This window comes from Levilactobacillus namurensis DSM 19117 (assembly GCF_001434785.1).
GTDB classification, from domain to species: domain Bacteria; phylum Bacillota; class Bacilli; order Lactobacillales; family Lactobacillaceae; genus Levilactobacillus; species Levilactobacillus namurensis.
This window is the reverse complement of the sequence record NZ_AZDT01000011.1, coordinates 29,964-45,598: the sequence shown is the minus strand read 5'-3', so window position 1 is coordinate 45,598 and position 15,635 is coordinate 29,964. Positions and strand designations below refer to the sequence as shown.

15 protein-coding genes and 1 other RNA gene are annotated in these 15,635 nt (G+C 49.5%); 10 read left to right on the top strand and 6 right to left on the bottom strand.

Going from position 1 to position 15,635, the window contains the following annotated elements:
- The first annotated feature begins 120 nt into the window (after positions 1-120).
- Positions 121-1,524, top strand: coding sequence for an APC family permease (locus FD30_RS02810; RefSeq protein WP_056943809.1), 1,404 nt, complete (start codon positions 121-123; stop codon positions 1,522-1,524).
- Between the two features lie 50 nt (positions 1,525-1,574).
- Here the strand turns inward: FD30_RS02810 and yeiL are convergent, their stop codons facing one another.
- Entirely contained in the window at positions 1,575-2,252 is a 678-nt protein-coding gene (gene yeiL, locus FD30_RS02805; RefSeq protein ID WP_056943808.1) for a transcriptional regulator YeiL, read from the bottom strand.
- 104 nt (positions 2,253-2,356) lie between these two features.
- On the opposite strand from yeiL, the gene rihB reads away from it, so the two are divergent.
- Together rihB and FD30_RS02795 are read left to right on the top strand one after the other, a co-directional pair.
- The gene (gene rihB / locus FD30_RS02800) at positions 2,357-3,286 is read left to right on the top strand and encodes a ribosylpyrimidine nucleosidase (RefSeq protein ID WP_056943807.1); all 930 of its coding nucleotides are present in this window, start codon (positions 2,357-2,359) and stop codon (positions 3,284-3,286) included.
- A gap of 104 nt (positions 3,287-3,390) precedes the next feature.
- The gene (locus tag FD30_RS02795) at positions 3,391-4,209 is read left to right on the top strand and encodes a Cof-type HAD-IIB family hydrolase (protein WP_056943806.1); all 819 of its coding nucleotides are present in this window, start codon (positions 3,391-3,393) and stop codon (positions 4,207-4,209) included.
- Between the two features lie 139 nt (positions 4,210-4,348).
- On the opposite strand, the gene FD30_RS02790 is transcribed toward FD30_RS02795, so the two are convergent.
- On the bottom strand, positions 4,349-4,750 hold the full coding sequence (locus FD30_RS02790; protein ID WP_024746358.1) for an aggregation-promoting factor C-terminal-like domain-containing protein: 402 nt from the start codon (positions 4,748-4,750) through the stop codon (positions 4,349-4,351).
- 241 nt (positions 4,751-4,991) lie between these two features.
- On the opposite strand from FD30_RS02790, the gene nudC reads away from it, so the two are divergent.
- Complete coding sequence (gene nudC / locus FD30_RS02785) at positions 4,992-5,813, top strand: NAD(+) diphosphatase (protein WP_056943805.1); 822 nt, start codon at positions 4,992-4,994, stop codon at positions 5,811-5,813.
- Between the two features lie 94 nt (positions 5,814-5,907).
- Here nudC and FD30_RS02780 read toward each other — a convergent pair whose 3' ends face one another.
- Positions 5,908-7,248 (bottom strand): amidohydrolase family protein, encoded by a 1,341-nt coding sequence (locus FD30_RS02780; RefSeq protein ID WP_056943804.1) that lies wholly within the window; start codon positions 7,246-7,248, stop codon positions 5,908-5,910.
- Positions 7,249-7,477: 229 nt separating this feature from the next.
- Between FD30_RS02780 and FD30_RS02775 the strand changes: the two genes are divergently transcribed.
- Positions 7,478-7,960: a GNAT family N-acetyltransferase gene (locus tag FD30_RS02775; protein WP_056943803.1), complete on the top strand. Its 483-nt coding sequence runs from the start codon at positions 7,478-7,480 to the stop codon at positions 7,958-7,960.
- A 401-nt stretch (positions 7,961-8,361) separates the two neighbouring features.
- Here the strand turns inward: FD30_RS02775 and FD30_RS02770 are convergent, their stop codons facing one another.
- Together FD30_RS02770 and recU are read right to left on the bottom strand one after the other, a co-directional pair.
- A complete protein-coding gene (locus FD30_RS02770) occupies positions 8,362-10,686 on the bottom strand; it encodes a transglycosylase domain-containing protein (RefSeq protein ID WP_056943802.1) in 2,325 nt (774 codons plus the stop codon).
- A 40-nt stretch (positions 10,687-10,726) separates the two neighbouring features.
- Positions 10,727-11,332, bottom strand: coding sequence for a Holliday junction resolvase RecU (gene recU / locus FD30_RS02765; protein ID WP_056943801.1), 606 nt, complete (start codon positions 11,330-11,332; stop codon positions 10,727-10,729).
- Positions 11,333-11,520: 188 nt separating this feature from the next.
- Between recU and FD30_RS02760 the strand changes: the two genes are divergently transcribed.
- The 5 genes from FD30_RS02760 to FD30_RS02745 all read left to right on the top strand — a co-directional run bounded on the left by FD30_RS02760 (position 11,521) and on the right by FD30_RS02745 (position 14,632).
- On the top strand, positions 11,521-12,090 hold the full coding sequence (locus tag FD30_RS02760; RefSeq protein ID WP_024746352.1) for an SLOG family protein: 570 nt from the start codon (positions 11,521-11,523) through the stop codon (positions 12,088-12,090).
- Between the two features lie 54 nt (positions 12,091-12,144).
- Positions 12,145-12,498: a cell division regulator GpsB gene (gene gpsB, locus FD30_RS02755; RefSeq protein ID WP_024746351.1), complete on the top strand. Its 354-nt coding sequence runs from the start codon at positions 12,145-12,147 to the stop codon at positions 12,496-12,498.
- Positions 12,499-12,518: 20 nt separating this feature from the next.
- Positions 12,519-12,892, top strand: an RNA gene (gene rnpB, locus FD30_RS11395) — RNase P RNA component class B.
- 212 nt (positions 12,893-13,104) lie between these two features.
- The gene (locus tag FD30_RS02750; RefSeq protein WP_056943800.1) at positions 13,105-14,262 is read left to right on the top strand and encodes a THUMP domain-containing class I SAM-dependent RNA methyltransferase; all 1,158 of its coding nucleotides are present in this window, start codon (positions 13,105-13,107) and stop codon (positions 14,260-14,262) included.
- A complete protein-coding gene (locus FD30_RS02745; RefSeq protein ID WP_056943799.1) occupies positions 14,255-14,632 on the top strand; it encodes an HIT family protein in 378 nt (125 codons plus the stop codon). The genes FD30_RS02750 and FD30_RS02745 overlap by 8 nt, the downstream gene beginning before the upstream one ends.
- Positions 14,633-14,693: 61 nt before the next feature.
- Here the strand turns inward: FD30_RS02745 and FD30_RS02740 are convergent, their stop codons facing one another.
- On the bottom strand, positions 14,694-15,503 hold the full coding sequence (locus FD30_RS02740) for an alpha/beta fold hydrolase (RefSeq protein ID WP_056943798.1): 810 nt from the start codon (positions 15,501-15,503) through the stop codon (positions 14,694-14,696).
- Between the last annotated feature and the right edge of the window lie 132 nt (positions 15,504-15,635).

Below are 15,635 nucleotides of genomic sequence, written 5' to 3'. Positions count from 1 at the left end.
GTTTTTGAAAAACATGAAAACTGACGACTTTTTTGAAAGGTATGAATAATTCAGGACAATTAAATTAGATTAAGGTTAGAAAATTGGACATTGAAAATTTTGCAAATCGGGAGGCCAAGTATGAAAGATATCTTTAAAAAGGAGTCAGTCAGCACCTATTTAAAAGCTGATTCACGGTTAACCAAAACCTTACGGGCCCGGGATTTGGTGGCGTTAGGAATCGGTGCGGTCATTGGAACTGGGATTTTCATTCTGCCCGGACATGAAGCTGCGTTGCACGCGGGTCCCGCGGTGGCCATCGCGTTTCTGTTAGCGGCCTTGGTGTCTGGAATCGTGGGCATGGCCTACGCGGAGTTCTCATCAGCGATGCCGGTGGCGGGGTCGGCCTATTCATTCGGGTCAGTCATCTACGGTGAAGTGGTAGGCTGGATCCTGGGCTGGGCCTTGATTCTCGAGTACTTCCTAGCGGTTTCTGCGGAAGCGACCGGATTTGCGGCGTACTTCAATAACAACATCCTGGCAGCCATGGGTATTAACCTCCCCAAGACCCTGCAAGCGGGTCCCATGGAGGGCGGGGTAATCAACCTGTCCGCTACGTTAATTGTGTTGGTCATTGCGTTGATTATCGCGCAAGGGGCGAATTTGTCGAAGAAGGTCGAGAACTTCGCGGTCGTGGTGAAAGTAGCCATTATTATTTTATTTATTGTGGTTGGGGCATTTTATATTAAGACCGAAAACTACGTGCCGTTTTACCCTAAGCAGTTCCGGACCACACCGTTTGGTTTAGGGGGCATTTCGACCGCTGCGGCGACCGTATTCTTTGCCTTTATTGGGTTTGATGCCCTCGCAGCCAATTCCGCAGAAACCATCGAGCCCGAAAAAAACGTGGTTCGGGGAATCTTGGGCACGGTCTTGGTTTCGGTGATCCTGTACGTCGCGTTCTCGTTTGTTTTGACCGGAATCGTTAACTATAAGCAATTGAACGTGGACGATCCTGCGGCTTACGCGCTACAGCTGATTCACTTGAACACCTGGAATAAGCTGATTACTATCGGGGCTTTGATTGGGATTTTTACGGCTATGATTACCATGTTCTTCGGGGGATCACGCTTGGTCTACGCTTTAGGGCGAGATGGATTGTTACCCGCTAAGATGGGAAAGATCAGTTATAAACATGTCGTTCCGTTAAACGCCATCATTGTTGCGACCATTGTGCAAGCCTTCTTTGCGGGATTGGTCCCCTTGACCCAGTTGGCTTCCCTGATTAATGCCGGAACTTTACTGGCCTTTGCCTTTATTTCCTTTGGCGTTATTCCGTTACGGCGACGGCATGATTTGCCGAATAAGGGCTTTAAAATGCCATGGTATCCCTTCTTGCCTATTTTGGCTGGTCTCTCCAGTCTATACTTTATTGTGATGCTGCCGAACATCACGAAGGTCTCAGTGGGACTGTGGTTACTGTTAGGTCTCGTGATTTATTTTGTTTATGGCTTGAAACACTCCAAGCTGCAACAGAGTGCTTAATTGTGTTAAGCGTCATTGTTACCAAAATTATCGGTGACGCTGGCGCTTTTTTAGGAATGTTGGACATCGTAAGCAAGAGATCGAAGGTATTGGTGATTAATGATGTGGTATCCAGGATGCGTTCGGGTTAAGCTACCATCCTTAACTAGTTGGGAAAAGACATAGAGTAAATGCCGATAAGAAACGCCTAGGTATTCAGCCACCTGGGTGTTTTTTTCGGTATATTGGTCATTATGCGCCGTCAACAAGATAAAAGCCGCTAGTCGTTGGACTAAGGGAAAACTTTGATTTCGGGTAGCTGTTTGGATATTTCGATAATTTTTATGTACAAAGTATTGGCAAAGTTGTTGAAGAAAGTGTGAGTCCTGAAGGAGTCTTTGGCGATAGGGCGCTACAGGTAATCGAAAGCACCAGCAGTCGCTCAGAGCAGTGACCGTAAAGGTGTAAGTAGGTTGGTGATCAATAAATTCCATCTCACCAATGAAACAAGGTGTTGTAAAGAAATCAATTAGCGCGATTTTGCCATTGGCTAGGGTGGTTGTTAGTTTAGTACGCCCCCGGGCTAAGTACCATAAAGTATCGGCTGCTTTGCCTTGTGTCACGACTTGGTCCCCTGCAGAAATCAGGACTAGGTCCGCTTTAGTCGCTAGATTTGTTGAGAATTGATGATTGAATTGGCTAGTGGTTGCTAGTTGCTGAATTAATGTGGTGTTTTTTAATTGGTGCATCATTTTAGCCTCCTAGGTGAGAAATCTCATACTTAGTATAGCAAACGGTTTCATATAATAGATGTTGTTAAAGTTAGTTGTGAATTTTATAGGAGGTTAGGCAGATGACACCACGAAAAATTATTTTGGACTGTGATCCTGGACATGATGATGCGATTGCTTTATTGATGGCGGCGGCTCACCCAGCAATTGAGCTATTAGGCGTGACGATTGTGGCGGGAAATCAGACGTTAGAAAAAACAGTTCGTAATGGGTTGAATGTTGCACAGTTACTGGGGATTTCAACTAAATTTTATGCAGGAATGCCTCAGCCATTGGTTCGACAACAGGTGGTAGCTGGAAACGTTCATGGTGAGACGGGGTTAGACGGTCCAACTTTTGATCCGTTACAGCGACAGGTGGAGTCCAAAAATGCGATTCAGTTTATTATTGAGACTTTAATGGCAAGTGATGGTGACATTACATTAGTGCCTACAGGGCCGTTAACGAATATTGCTGTAGCGATGCGGTTAGAACCCCGCATTATTCCTAAAGTTAAAGAAATTGTGTTAATGGGTGGTGCTTATGGTACAGGAAACTTTACCCCGTCTGCAGAATTTAATATCTTTGCTGATCCTGAAGCGGCGTATGATGTCTTTAAATCGGGTGCTCCAATAACCATGATGGGACTTGATTTAACGAATCAAACAATCTGTACAGAAGATATTATTAAACGAATGGCCGCTGTCGGGAACGTTGCAGGAACCCTATTCAGCGATTTGATGAGTTTTACGTTAAAAACTCAGTTTGAGGCCTTTGGCTTAAAGGCTGGTCCGGTGCATGATGCAACTACGATTGGTTACCTTATTAATCCAAAAATGTTTCAAGTTAAGCCCATGTACGTTACGGTTGATATTAATCGGGGACCATCGTATGGACGAACGGTGTGTGATGAACATCATGTGCTGGAACATCAGCCGAATGCAAATGTTGGTATTTCCATTGATACGAATCGGTTTTGGGATTTAGTTGAATTCTGCCTACGAAAGTATTGAGTAAGATGGTCAGGGAATTTTTCCCTGACCATTTTTGGCATAGACCAGTTTATTTGAACCAGTGAGCTATGGTATAGTGGAACTATTCAGATGAGAAGGGACGGATGACGGTGTATAAAATCATCACCAGCGACTTAGACGAAACGCTTTTACGACAGGACGGGAGTATTTCACCGGCTAACGTTGAGGCGATTAAGCGGGCAACCCAGCGTGGGGTCAAGTTCGTTCCTAACACGGGGCGGAGCTTTCTCAGTGTGCAGAACCTTTTAAAGCAATTGCACTTGTATCAGCAACCTAATCAATACGTGGTGTCCTATAACGGTGGCGTGGTGGTCGAGAACCAGGGGAACCAAGTCGTGGTGAGCAATGCGATGCCGTATGATGAGGCAGCGCAAGTCTTCGCCATTATGCGTCAGTTCGATGTCGATATTCACGTTTATACGTTAGATCATCTCTATATTGATCGCTTAAGAGCGGATGACCAAGCTTACTTGGCGACTCGCGGTGTGCAGTTCACCGAAATGGTTGGCGATTTCACGCAGTTCAAGAATCAGCAGATTATGAAGGTCATCTGCATGAACCCTGATTTGAAAGTCCGGCAGGCAGTCTATCAGGCCGTGACCCAAGCGTTTACCCAGATCAACTGCACTTATTCGTCGGGCATCTACATGGAAGTGAATCATGCGGGGGTCGATAAGGGCAATGCCATCTTAGCGTTAGGACGTAAATTAGGGGTGACTGCCGCGGAGATCATCGCCATCGGGGACAATGCCAATGACCTGGGGATGTTGACCAAGGTGGGGATGCCTGTCTCGGTAGCTAATGGCATCCCGGAAGTTCAACGGGTGGCCAAGTTGGTGACGCCACACGACTATGAACGTGGTGTGGCAGATGCGATTGAACAGTTGGTATTGAGCGACTAGTGAGAAAGATTTCCCATTGCTGGGGAATCTTTTTTAGTTCATGGCGAAGAGGTTCTACCGAATATTAATGGCCATCGAAATTACGACAAAAAAATACCGTTCTCTAGGAGAACGGCGGGAAAATGATTTGAATTAAGCATTAGTACCAGTGGTGGCTCTGCCAGAACTTCTTAGCCTTGGTCCAGGAACCATACCGACCAGCAACGTACTTGTTGGCCATCTTTTCTTGGTTAACGGGGGAATAGTTCCCGTGTAGGTAGGCCTTTAAAAGTTGGTAACGGCCGTAACAGGAACCGTTGGATGCCGTGTAGCTGTAACGAGATTCACGATAGGCAATCCACTTTTTAGCAGCCTTTTGTTTCTTAGATAATGAAGCATTGATTTTAGCGATTTGTTTTTTCTGACGCGCGGATACTTTACTCGACGCTTGCGCCGTGGTTTCGACTTGAGGCATTACGCTGGTCGCCACGTCGGTGACCATTCCGAATGAAAAGCCAAACAGTAGTAACGCCGCAGCGATTTTCAGTTTAAGTTTTGACATCTTTTTAAATAACTCCCTTTGGTTTATCATCAGTGAGTAGCATACTAGATGAGTATGACAAAGAGATTACTAACTAATTACTAGGGTATTAAATAGCTGTCACACGCCGTAAAATTAGGCTAAACGGGGGATAAATTCAAGGAAATCCCGAAAAAGCGAACAATAGTTTTAGACAAATGTCCTTAATTGGCTAAATGATACGTTAGGGTTAAGGACCTAAGCTAAAAGGAGATGGGCATCAGTGTTTCAAGATATTCAACCAAAATTTTTGGATAATCACTATTCACGGCGCCGTCAGCCAACCCAAGATGACGTTGTCGTACTGTACCGGAACCACCAGGTCGTGACCTGTTCGGGTCAGTTGCCGACCTATCAGAAGATTGCGGCGGACTGGGAGTTTCCCCTAGCGGCCTACACGTACCTGCTGACCATCGATCAGACGGCCTTTTACCTGTTGACGGCGCCGGCGACGCTGCCTGTGGGGTACAGCTTTACACCGGTTAAACGCTTGGAGCATCTGGTTCCCCAGTGGCTGGGGTTTGGCGCAGCGACCGCGGCTCAGTTGGGGGAATGGTATGCGAATAACCGGTTCTGTGGCCACTGCGGTCACGGAATGGTCGCGGATAAGCAGGAACGGGCCTTACGGTGTCCGAATTGCCACCGAATCGTATTCCCGACCATTGCGCCGGCCATCATTGTAGGCGTGACGCAGGGTAACCGTATCCTGATGACCAAGTTCTTGCGAGGCTACCAGAAGTACGCCTTGATTTCAGGTTACGCGGAGATTGGGGAGACGTTGGAGGACACGGTTCGACGTGAAGTCCAAGAAGAAGTAGGCTTGACCGTACATCACTTACAGTACTTTGGGAGCCAGCCCTGGGCATTCTCGGGGTCGTTATTGGTCGGCTACTTCGCGGAGCTGGACCAAGACTTACCGATCCACTTGGAAAAAGACGAGTTGTCGCAGGCCAAGTGGTTCTCCCGGGAGAAGATTCCCCACGATGATAGTACGTCGAGTCTCACGTGGTCGATGATTGAGGCTTTCCGCAACCACCAAGTTTAAGCGTACGTGAATTTAAGTAAACGGCCACCTTTCCTGGTACGGAGAGGTGGCCGTTTAAACGTGAGTGCGTAAAAGCTCTAGGGCAGTGTAGCGACTAACCGATGACTTGGCGGCCGCGAACGAATACAGTGGCGATTTCCGCGGGGGTGGTTTGGTACATCAGGCGTTCGAAGACACTGTGAGCGTCGTTGGGCATTAGAGTTCCCAAGCGATCCGTGACAATCTGCAAGTCGGCAGCGAAGCCGGCGCGTAGTTGTCCGGTCTGGAGGTTTAGTCCCTTAGCCCCGCCCTTAGTGGCCAGGTAGAAAGCCGTGGTCGCAGAGATACGGCCCGTTCCCCGTCCCCGTTGTGCCGGTGCTACTTGAGCGTCAACACCATCTTGTAACTGTTGCGAAGACATCACGGCTTGTTGCAGGTTACGGTAGAGACTGGGGGTGAAGCCACCGGACAAATCACTACCTAAGCCCACGTTGACCTGGTGGTTGAGGGCTTGTTGGACGGGGAATACGGCGTTACCGAAGTAGCAATTTGAGATGGGGCAATGGGCCACAGTCGTTTGTCGGTCGGCGAAGAGGGTCAAGTCGTCGGCATTCAGCTGAGTACCATGGGCCATCACGGAGCGTGGCGTCAGGAGTTGGAACTGGTCTAAAACGGCCGCATCGCGCTGATGATAGGTCAATTCCGCGTACTGTTCTTCCCAGTTGCTTTCACTGCAGTGCGATTGAATCGGCAGATCATTACGGTGGGCTAAGCCCCCTAACCCACGTAGAGTTTCGACCGTACAGCTAGGGACGAACCGGGGCGTGATGACGGGGGTCAGTGCGGCGCCAGTGGTTTTAGCCAGGCACTGTAGCTGAACGATGAAACGCTCCGTGGTTTGCAGGGCTTCTTGGGAGGAGGTTTGGCGGTAAGTGGCGGGGGTTTGGTCAGGATTGTCCATCGCTAATTGGCCGATGAAGCCCCGTTGTCCCTGTTGGGCACATTGGCGGGCCAGGGCTAAGTTGGCGTCGAGATGGAGGGTACCGAAGTACATGGCGGTTGTGGTGCCATTACGGAGTAGTTCATGAACCAGATGGTGGTAGACCTTGGTCGCGTAGGTAGTGTCCGCAAACTTGGCTTCTAAGGGAAACGTATAGGTGTTGAGCCACTGGTCTAATGGTCGATCCAGCGCTAATCCGGCTTGGGGCCACTGAGGCGCGTGGACATGGAGGTCGATAAAGCCCGGGAGAATGTACTGATTATGGGGCAGCTGCCAGAGGTGATCTAAGCGTTGAGCAGTCTGCTGAACGTCCGAATAGTCGGTATCCGTTGCGCGAACGATACGGGCAATCGTTCCCGTCGAGTCAATACAGACTAAGGCTTGGCGGAGAAATGTGAATTCGGTGGGCGAGACGGGCGTAAACAGAGAACCTTGGATAACCAGTTCGGAAGACATGGACTGGACCACCTTTCAGAAAAATTGTTTAGGCTTAACCTAGCATGTTCCCTAGAGCCTGTAAACGGACTCTGAGGAAGAACCAAGTTAAAACGATTTAACGTGCACTTTTAAAGAAAAATTGCTGTAGAAATTGCGTGTTGTGGGGAGATGCCGACGACGTAACCAGTGGGCATTCACGAGCAGTTGTGGTACGCTAATTGAGCGATTAAAGAACGGGGGTCGTAAGATGCAGATTAGAGAGATTCAGGCAACTGATAATGCCGCCATAAAGAAAATTTTACAAGATGACTTGCGAGCGGCGGATTTAGCGATTCCGGGAGCCGCATATTTTGATAAGAATCTTGACCACTTGAGCGACTATTACGCTGCCGCTCCAGACCGAAAATATTGGGTGGTGGTGAATGCGCAAGGAGAAGTAGTCGGCGGTGCCGGTTGTGCCGCGTACGATGCGTCACAACGAATCGCTGAGTTACAGAAGCTCTACCTGCGTCGTGATGCTCAGGGGTATGGTCTCAGTTACCAGCTCATTGCGCGGGTCGAGGCGTTTGCGCGACAGGCTGGTTATCGCACGCTTTACCTTGAAACGCACCATCGATTGGCCGCTGCGGTCCACGTCTACCAGAAACTAGGATTTACACGGTTACCGGGTCCCCTGAAGACGGCGGTGCATACCGCCATGGATCAGTTTTATCAAAAGACCTTAATCTAGAAGCGTGTAGGGCGGGTGAACGGAACGGGTTTAACCGCCTTTTTGGTGCGGTGAGTTGGAGTCACTGGAGATAGCTTAATGAAAAAGGATGGCATGCTCCTCAGATGGGCTGACAACCTAGTTAAGATTTTGCCACCAAGGGGTGAGGGTAGGTTGAGTGGGCGAGATAAACGGCCGTTAGTAGCATTCGGTTAATCGGAGATTAAAAAGAAGTAAACGCATAAAAATTACTTTAACTTAACGCACACAAAACAACCACCACTACCACTACTCACACCTAAACTGGCCTCACACCAAACTAGTCACTAGCAGGTCAGCCCCGGGTTCAGGGGCCACCGGAGCACGCAAAAAAGATGCCCATCGCCGGTTTCCCGAGTTGGGCATCTTTTTAAGACTAAGCTTTAACTGTTGGTATCGTTGGAAACAGTATGATTATTATCACTGTCTGTAGTGGAACTAGCCGCGGACGAAGAAGCCTCCGTCGTACTGGTAGCGGATGAGTCATCATTACCATCACCACCGGCTGGTTTCTGTTCCGTACTTGAAGATTCCTTTGACGTGCTGTTCTCCGTGGTTGACGTATTGTTCCGGGAACTGCTATTGGTTGTGACTTGACCGTTGCTGCTATAGGCAGAAGAGCTCGTGGTATTGGTTGAGCTGTACTGACTGGTCGTGGTCCCATCGGTAACCGTTCCGGGATGGCCCGTGACGTAGTATTCCGTCTTCCCGTTTTGCCGGGTCTCGGTGACGTCGCTAGGGACTGTCCAGTCGGAGTTGGTACTCTTAGAGGCCAAGTAGCTCATTTCGTACTTATAGATCTCTTGTGCAATGGTCGTCTGGGTCTCACTGACATAGTGGCCCGTTTCAAATTGTTTATCGTACCCGGTCCAAACGGAAACGGAATAGTTCTTGGTGTATCCCGTAAACCAGGAATCCATGGTAGCGCCATCCGGAACCTTGTTCACGTAATCGTCAGGGTAGGAGTCCGTCCCGGTCTTTCCGGCTTGGTACAACCCAGAAATCGCAGCTGAACGTCCAGAACCGCTTGATTCCGTCATAACGTCTTTCATCATATCCGTCAGCATGAACGCCGTTGCTGTCGACATAGCACGTTTCCCAGTCGACGCGTAGTTGTGGGCTTTTCCGTCCTGAGTGACGACCTTAGATACCAGGTAAGGCTTGTAGTAGGTTCCACCGTTGGCAAAAGCCCCGTATGCGGCAGCTTCCTGCTCGGAGGAGATGTACAACCCAATCCCATTTTGCAGGGTCAACTTCTTGTCAAACGTCATACCCAAGCCCTTTAGGAAGGTCGTCGCTTTACTGATTCCTACGTTTTGTAAAGTCCGTACCGCTGGGATGTTCCGTGATTCATAAAGGGCCTTCCGCATGGTGATGGTCCCTTGATACTTTTTATCCCAGTCGTATAGGCTCTTATCCGTGCCGGGGTAGGTAAAGGCCGTATCCTTCACGGGTTCGTAAGTGGGGTAGTTGAGGTATTGAATGGCTGGACCGTAGTCCATCAAGGGCTTAGCCGTCGATGCGCTAGACCGATCCGTTTGAACGGCCCGGTTCAATCCGAAGGTAACCTTGCCCGTCTTCCGACCACCAATCATCGCGACCACTTTCCCGTTGTTGGGGTTAACAATGGTTGACCCGACTTGGAACTTGTTAGACGGAAAGGCCACGTAATTATTGGTGTTTACGATATCGTACAACTTCCTTTGGGCACCCATATCTAAGTTGGTGTAAACTTTTAGTCCGCCACGGGTCGTGTTATACCCCTTAGACCGTAGTTCCTGGTAGACCTGTTTCAAATAAGCATCTACGACTTTAGTGGTCTTCGCGTTCACGTTAGTTGTGGCGGCGTGATTCTTAACCAAACCAGTCGAAACGCTGGTCGCCTCAGCTTCTTGAGCTTGCGCGGACGTAATCACATCGTTTTTAGCCATGGCTTGTAAGACCAGGTCCCGCCGTTGCTTAGCGTATTGTGGATAGTGGATTGGATCGTAATTGCTTGGTGATTGGGGCATCCCAGCTAACTGGGCCAGTTGCGCCAAGTTTAACTGACTTAACTTCTTCCCATAGTAGTATTGGGCGGCCGTTTGCATACCGTAAACCCCGTTCCCCATGTAGACCTTGTTAATGTAATATTCTAGAATCTGGTCCTTGGAATAGTTGTGATCAACCTTCAAAGCCAACCAGGCTTCTTGCGCCTTACGCTTCAAAGTCCGGTCAGAGGCCGCTGTTGAAAAGACCGACAACTTGACCAACTGCTGCGTTAGCGTACTCCCACCTTGCATACCCAGTGAAGAACCACTGATGTTGGCAAAGGCGGCTCCAACGATCCGCACTGGATCGATTCCGCTATTCTTATAGAACCGGCGATCTTCGGTCGAGACCACAGCCTTCTTGAGCAAGACTGGGATTTGATCGGATTTAACGTAAGTCCGGTTTTGAGCGCCTAGTCGAGAAATGACTTTACCGTTGGCATCGTAGACCCGAGTCGAAGCATCACTTGAGAGGGCGCTTTGAGTAATCTTAGGCGCGCTTTGGGCATAGTAGAAGAACAGCCCTGCACCGGCCAAGATTCCCAGTACGATCACCGCAACGATGACGTAAAGGATTCGGCGAAAAGTTCGCCAGCCATTGTGCGGTCTTTGGGGACCCGTTGAACGGTCGGCATTGCGACTCATGCGGGTTTCCCGCGTGTTATTGTTACTAGACATGGTAATCTCCTTTGCAATTTAAACGTGATCAGCTCAATGATTAGGCTAGTAGCTGATCCACGGCCGTTAGATAAGGAACTAGCGGCTGAATTTGCGGGGGCAACAGGTACCCGTGGTCGACGATTTCTTGATAGGGAATCGACTTACGACCACCGGATACTTGTGCGTCCCAAAAGGTGAACAACTCGGCGGCGGGGTAGAGATAAATCTCGTCGTGAGCAACAAATTTAATGATGGCAAAACAAATACCACCCTGAGCGGTACAGGCCCGTAAGTGGTCGATCTGATGTTGATGGAAGTTCTTCAGGGGAAACGACGTTTTATTGCGCGTTTCCTTCGCATCAAAATCAAGATAATGTCCCCGATAGACGCCATTATAGTCGGTCGTAGATGCCGTACTAAAGTAAGCTTCTTTAATCACTGCGGCGCTACGCTTAGGATAATCGACTTTAACGATCTTGATCGGGGTAGGTTTCTTATGAACGACCGCGAGACCCTGAGTTTCGTAGTATACATTACTTTCATTGAGTGCCTCTTCCAAGGACATTCCCCGTTTACCGTAGTTAGTATAGGTACTCGAGAAGTGGGGGTGTTGCTTGGTCGCAGGCGCTCGGTAGGCATGCCCATTGGGATACCGGATGGTCATGGTGCCTCACACTCCTTCAGGCTGGTCGGCCCAGTTAAAATCATTATACCAAGGTCACCCCAAAATAAAAACTCCTAAACCCAATCGATACGCGCTCAACGAATAAAAAAGTTGGCATATCGATTGCCCGGCCACTTCTTTTTCGCTACACTAAAGGTAGCGTTTCTACATTAGAGGAGGGTGATGTGGTGAGTCGGTTATGGCTTACGGGGTACCGTAGTTACGAACTAGGTGTCTTTGGTGATCAAGATCCTAAGTTGCTCGTGATCAAGGAGACACTGAAGAAGCTGCTGATCGATAAAATTGAAAATGGCACGGACTGGTTAATTACTGGTGGCCAACTAGGGGTTGAGCAATGGGCAGCCGAAGTGGGGGTGTCCCTTAAAGCGGATTATCCTGAGCTTAACGTGGCCATGATGACGCCTTTCGCGGATTTCGGTCATAACTGGAACGAAACCAATCAGGCCAAGTATCTGCAAATTGCCAGTCGGGTTGATTTTCATCAGTCGGTTAGTGCACAACCCTATCACGGGCCCCAACAATTAAGAAACTATCAAGAATTTATGTTAAGTCACACGGACGAGGCCGTCTTGGTTTATGATTTAGAAGTACCGGGCAAGCCTAAGTATGATTATCAAGCCATTGACCGGTTTCAGGAGCGCCACTCGTACCCCCTTACATTGATTGACATGGATTGGTTACAAGAGAGCGCCAACGAATATCAAGAAAATTTGAAAAATAGTTCCCAATTTGATTAAAAACTGGTATTATATTAATTGCCGGTTCGATAAGACAACGAGGTGTAGAGATCAATGGAAAACGTTAATTTTACTCCTAAGGAGATTTTACAAAAGCAATTCCGCCAAAAGATGCGGGGTTACGATCCAGACGACGTTGACAGCTTCTTAGACAACGTTATCAAGGATTACGACACTTTTGTTAAAGAGAATCAACGGCTTCAAGACGAAAACGAACGGTTATTGGCAAAAGTCGACGAATTAACCAAGCAGGTTCAAGTCGGCGGGAGTCAACCGCAAGCCGCAGCAGCCAATCCGGCATCTTCAAATGTCACCAATATGGATATTTTGAAGCGGCTCTCCAACTTGGAACGGCACGTTTTCGGTTCACAACTAGATAATGATCCAAACGAGTCACATCGTTTGTAAAATTATATTTTGACGGTGTAGATCCTGGGTAATTGCGGTCGGCTTATGTCGGCTGAGGAAAGTCCATTCTCGCACAGGCTGCGATGCCTGTAGTGTTCGTGGTCGGTGAAAAAATAAGCCGGCGGACGTGCTTGCACGTTACGGCGGAGGAAAACGGCTAAGGCTTCGGCTATGTCCGAGTACTCCTGAAAGTGCCACAGTGACGATACGGTTAGGGAAACCTAATCGGTGGAACGCGGTAAACCCCTCGAGCGGGAAACCCAAACTTTGGTAGGGGAGCTTCACGTATGGAATTGAACGACGCGTGGGGCAGACAGAGATGTCTGAGATAGATGATTACCGCCACAACATGGTTGCCTGAATGATGTTGTGGTACAAAACATGGCTTACAGGGATCTGCACTTAGTCAGGTGGTGAGGGCTTCGGCTCTCACTTTTTTTATGCATTAAAACGCGTCTTTTAACCTTTTCGCCGTTAGCAGATGTTATGATAGACTACAGATAGTGCTCCTCGAAATAGCCCAAAGTTATGGCTTCGTGAATGACTATGCGATAACTAGTCAGGCATGCATCGAGAGTTTCCGAACTAAATCAACAGGAGGACAACATGGAAAAATTTCATTTATACGCAGCAACTGCCGCCGGGGTCGAGGCCTTAGCGGGTCGCGAACTTCGCGAGATGGGCTACCAGACCCAAGTTGAAAATGGTCGTATCCGCTTCGACGGCACCATTGAAGACATCTTGAAAACCAACCTTTGGTTACGGACGGCTGATCGTATTCGAATTATCGTGGCCGAATTTGACGCCCGGACCTTCGATGAGTTATTTAACGCAACTCAAGCGGTCGCATGGGACCAATTTCTCCCCATGGACGCAGTCTTCCCCGTTGAAGGGCGCTCACAAAAGTCCCAGTTGCATAGTGTTCCCGACGCACAAGCAATCGTTAAAAAAGCGGTCGCGACTAAGCTGGCGGCCATTTATCACCGACGGACGCGGTTACCAGAAACCGGAGCCACGTACCCGTTGGAAGTCATCATTAATAAGAATCACGTTCTCTTAACCTTAGACACAACGGGCCCTAGTCTCTTCAAACGGGGCTACCGGGTCGGTAAGGGGGGCGCGCCTATCAAGGAAAACATGGCTGCGGCCCTGATTGCGCTGACCAGCTGGCACACCGATATGCCGTTCGTTGACCCAGTCTGCGGATCCGGTACGATTCCGATCGAAGCGGCCATGATTGGACGTAACTTGGCTCCCGGTTATAACCGCGACTTCCTTTGCGAGACTTGGGACTGGATCCCTAACGAACTCAGTCGGCAGGTGCGCGCGGAAGCTGATGCCCAGGCAGACTATGACACGCCCCTCCAAATCTTCGGTAGTGACATTGATGGCCACATGATTGCCATTGCCAAGCGAAACGCCGAGGAGGCGGGCCTTTCACAGGATATCACGTTCAAGCAATTGGCGGTTCAGGACTTCACCACGGAACTGCATCACGGTGTCATCGTTGCGAACCCGCCTTACGGAGAACGGTTAAGTGACCAAGCCGGGGTACGCGAACTCTACCGACAGATGGGACAGGTCTTCAAGCCCCTCACGGATTGGTCGAAGTACATCTTAACGGCTGACCTTGAATTCGAACACTTCTACGGCCAAAAAGCCACTAAGAAGCGGAAACTCTATAACGGGGCGTTGCGGACAGACTACTTCCAATTCTGGGCACAACGGCGGCCTCGTACCAAGGCGGCGAGTCAACGTGATTAAGTCAGATTGCGTCTTTTGCCAAAAAGACGATCTTATCATGGAAAACGACTTGGCCAAAGCGTTCTGGGATTTACATCCAGTGCGACGGGGGCACCTATTAATTGTCCCCAAGCAACACTACGCCACTTTTTTTGAGATTCCGGGCGACACCCTGGCGGCCATGAATGACTTGTTAGATCAGGCCAAAACCTACTTAGACCGGACTTACCATCCGGCTGGGTATAACATTGGCGTTAATACTGGGGCGGCGGCTGGTCAGACTGTCATGCACGCCCACGTTCATTTGATTCCACGGTACCCTGGAGACGTTAAGGATCCCCGGGGCGGTATCCGCAAGATGATTCCAGCAGCGGTGCGGCGGCATCGTTAAGCTCAAGTTTACTAAAATCCTCCTCATCGACTTCGCGTTGAAGCCGGTGGGAAGGATTTATTTAGTGCCGTATAAGAATGGCGTGAGTGACTAGTTCTGGGCGTTCCTCGGGGAGCCAATGCCCGCCGTTGACCACCATGAAATGATAGGGTGCCGCGATGAAGTCTGCCGTCTTCTTAGCTGCGGCTGCGCCTAGAAAAGCGTCGTGTTGCCCCCAAATGAAAACTGTTGGGACGTGAATCTGGTCGTCCGGTGTCGCGGGTTGATCTCGTAAAAATAACGCGCGGTACCAGTTTAGTGGCCCCGTTAACTTGGCTGGCCGCTGGAACTTTTGGCTGAGTCGGTCGGCTTCGGTAGCGTTTAGCCCCGAGCGCAGCAAGAATCGTCGCAGGTACTGTGCCACCACGCGCTCCGGGAGCTGAGGGACTTGAAAAAGACCCACGTATGCACTACGGAAAAGTTGGTTGCTGTGCCGGTAAGCCCACAACATCGCCTTAGGGTGCGGGGTGGCAATGACGGTCAGCTGCTTAATACGTTGCGGATACCATTGAGCAATCTTCCAAGCCAGTTGTCCGCCCCAGTCGTGGCCGACCAGGTGGACACGTTGGAGCTGTAACGTATCTAACAAGCCAATGATATCAGCGGCCAGATGATCGGTCCGGTAGGCGGTACGCGCTACAGGACTAGCCTGTGGGGTGTAGCCACGCATTTCTGGAATAATGGTTCGGTATCCCGCCGCTACTAACCGCTGACTTACGGCGTGCCAGCTTTGGCCATCTTCGGGAAAACCGTGTAAAAGCACGATGGGGTCTCCCGTCCCGAACTCATGGTAGGTGAGGCGCAAGCCAACGCGTTGATAGGTCTTTAACATCTTTGAATCTCCCTCCTAGTGTCCTTTCCATTTTACACGTTTCCATAACGTGAGTCAGTTTACGAATGGAGGACGCTCAACTTTTGGTTTTGAATTGCCGTTAGTGCAGGGACTTGCTATGATAAGTCTTGT

What these genes read in the sequence shown, in the direction of transcription:
- FD30_RS02780 (WP_056943804.1), bottom strand. Translation starts at nt 7,248, where the DNA reads ATGTCTTCCGAACTGGTTATCCAAGGTTCTCTGTTTACGCCCGTCTCG.
- FD30_RS02770 (WP_056943802.1), bottom strand. Translation starts at nt 10,686, where the DNA reads ATGTCTAGTAACAATAACACGCGGGAAACCCGCATGAGTCGCAATGCC.
- rihB (WP_056943807.1), top strand. Translation starts at nt 2,357, where the DNA reads ATGACACCACGAAAAATTATTTTGGACTGTGATCCTGGACATGATGAT.
- FD30_RS02810 (WP_056943809.1), top strand. Translation starts at nt 121, where the DNA reads ATGAAAGATATCTTTAAAAAGGAGTCAGTCAGCACCTATTTAAAAGCT.
- FD30_RS02740 (WP_056943798.1), bottom strand. Translation starts at nt 15,503, where the DNA reads ATGTTAAAGACCTATCAACGCGTTGGCTTGCGCCTCACCTACCATGAG.
- FD30_RS02750 (WP_056943800.1), top strand. Translation starts at nt 13,105, where the DNA reads ATGGAAAAATTTCATTTATACGCAGCAACTGCCGCCGGGGTCGAGGCC.
- yeiL (WP_056943808.1), bottom strand. Translation starts at nt 2,252, where the DNA reads ATGCACCAATTAAAAAACACCACATTAATTCAGCAACTAGCAACCACT.
- FD30_RS02795 (WP_056943806.1), top strand. Translation starts at nt 3,391, where the DNA reads ATGACGGTGTATAAAATCATCACCAGCGACTTAGACGAAACGCTTTTA.
- FD30_RS02775 (WP_056943803.1), top strand. Translation starts at nt 7,478, where the DNA reads ATGCAGATTAGAGAGATTCAGGCAACTGATAATGCCGCCATAAAGAAA.
- gpsB (WP_024746351.1), top strand. Translation starts at nt 12,145, where the DNA reads ATGGAAAACGTTAATTTTACTCCTAAGGAGATTTTACAAAAGCAATTC.
- recU (WP_056943801.1), bottom strand. Translation starts at nt 11,332, where the DNA reads ATGACCATCCGGTATCCCAATGGGCATGCCTACCGAGCGCCTGCGACC.
- FD30_RS02790 (WP_024746358.1), bottom strand. Translation starts at nt 4,750, where the DNA reads ATGTCAAAACTTAAACTGAAAATCGCTGCGGCGTTACTACTGTTTGGC.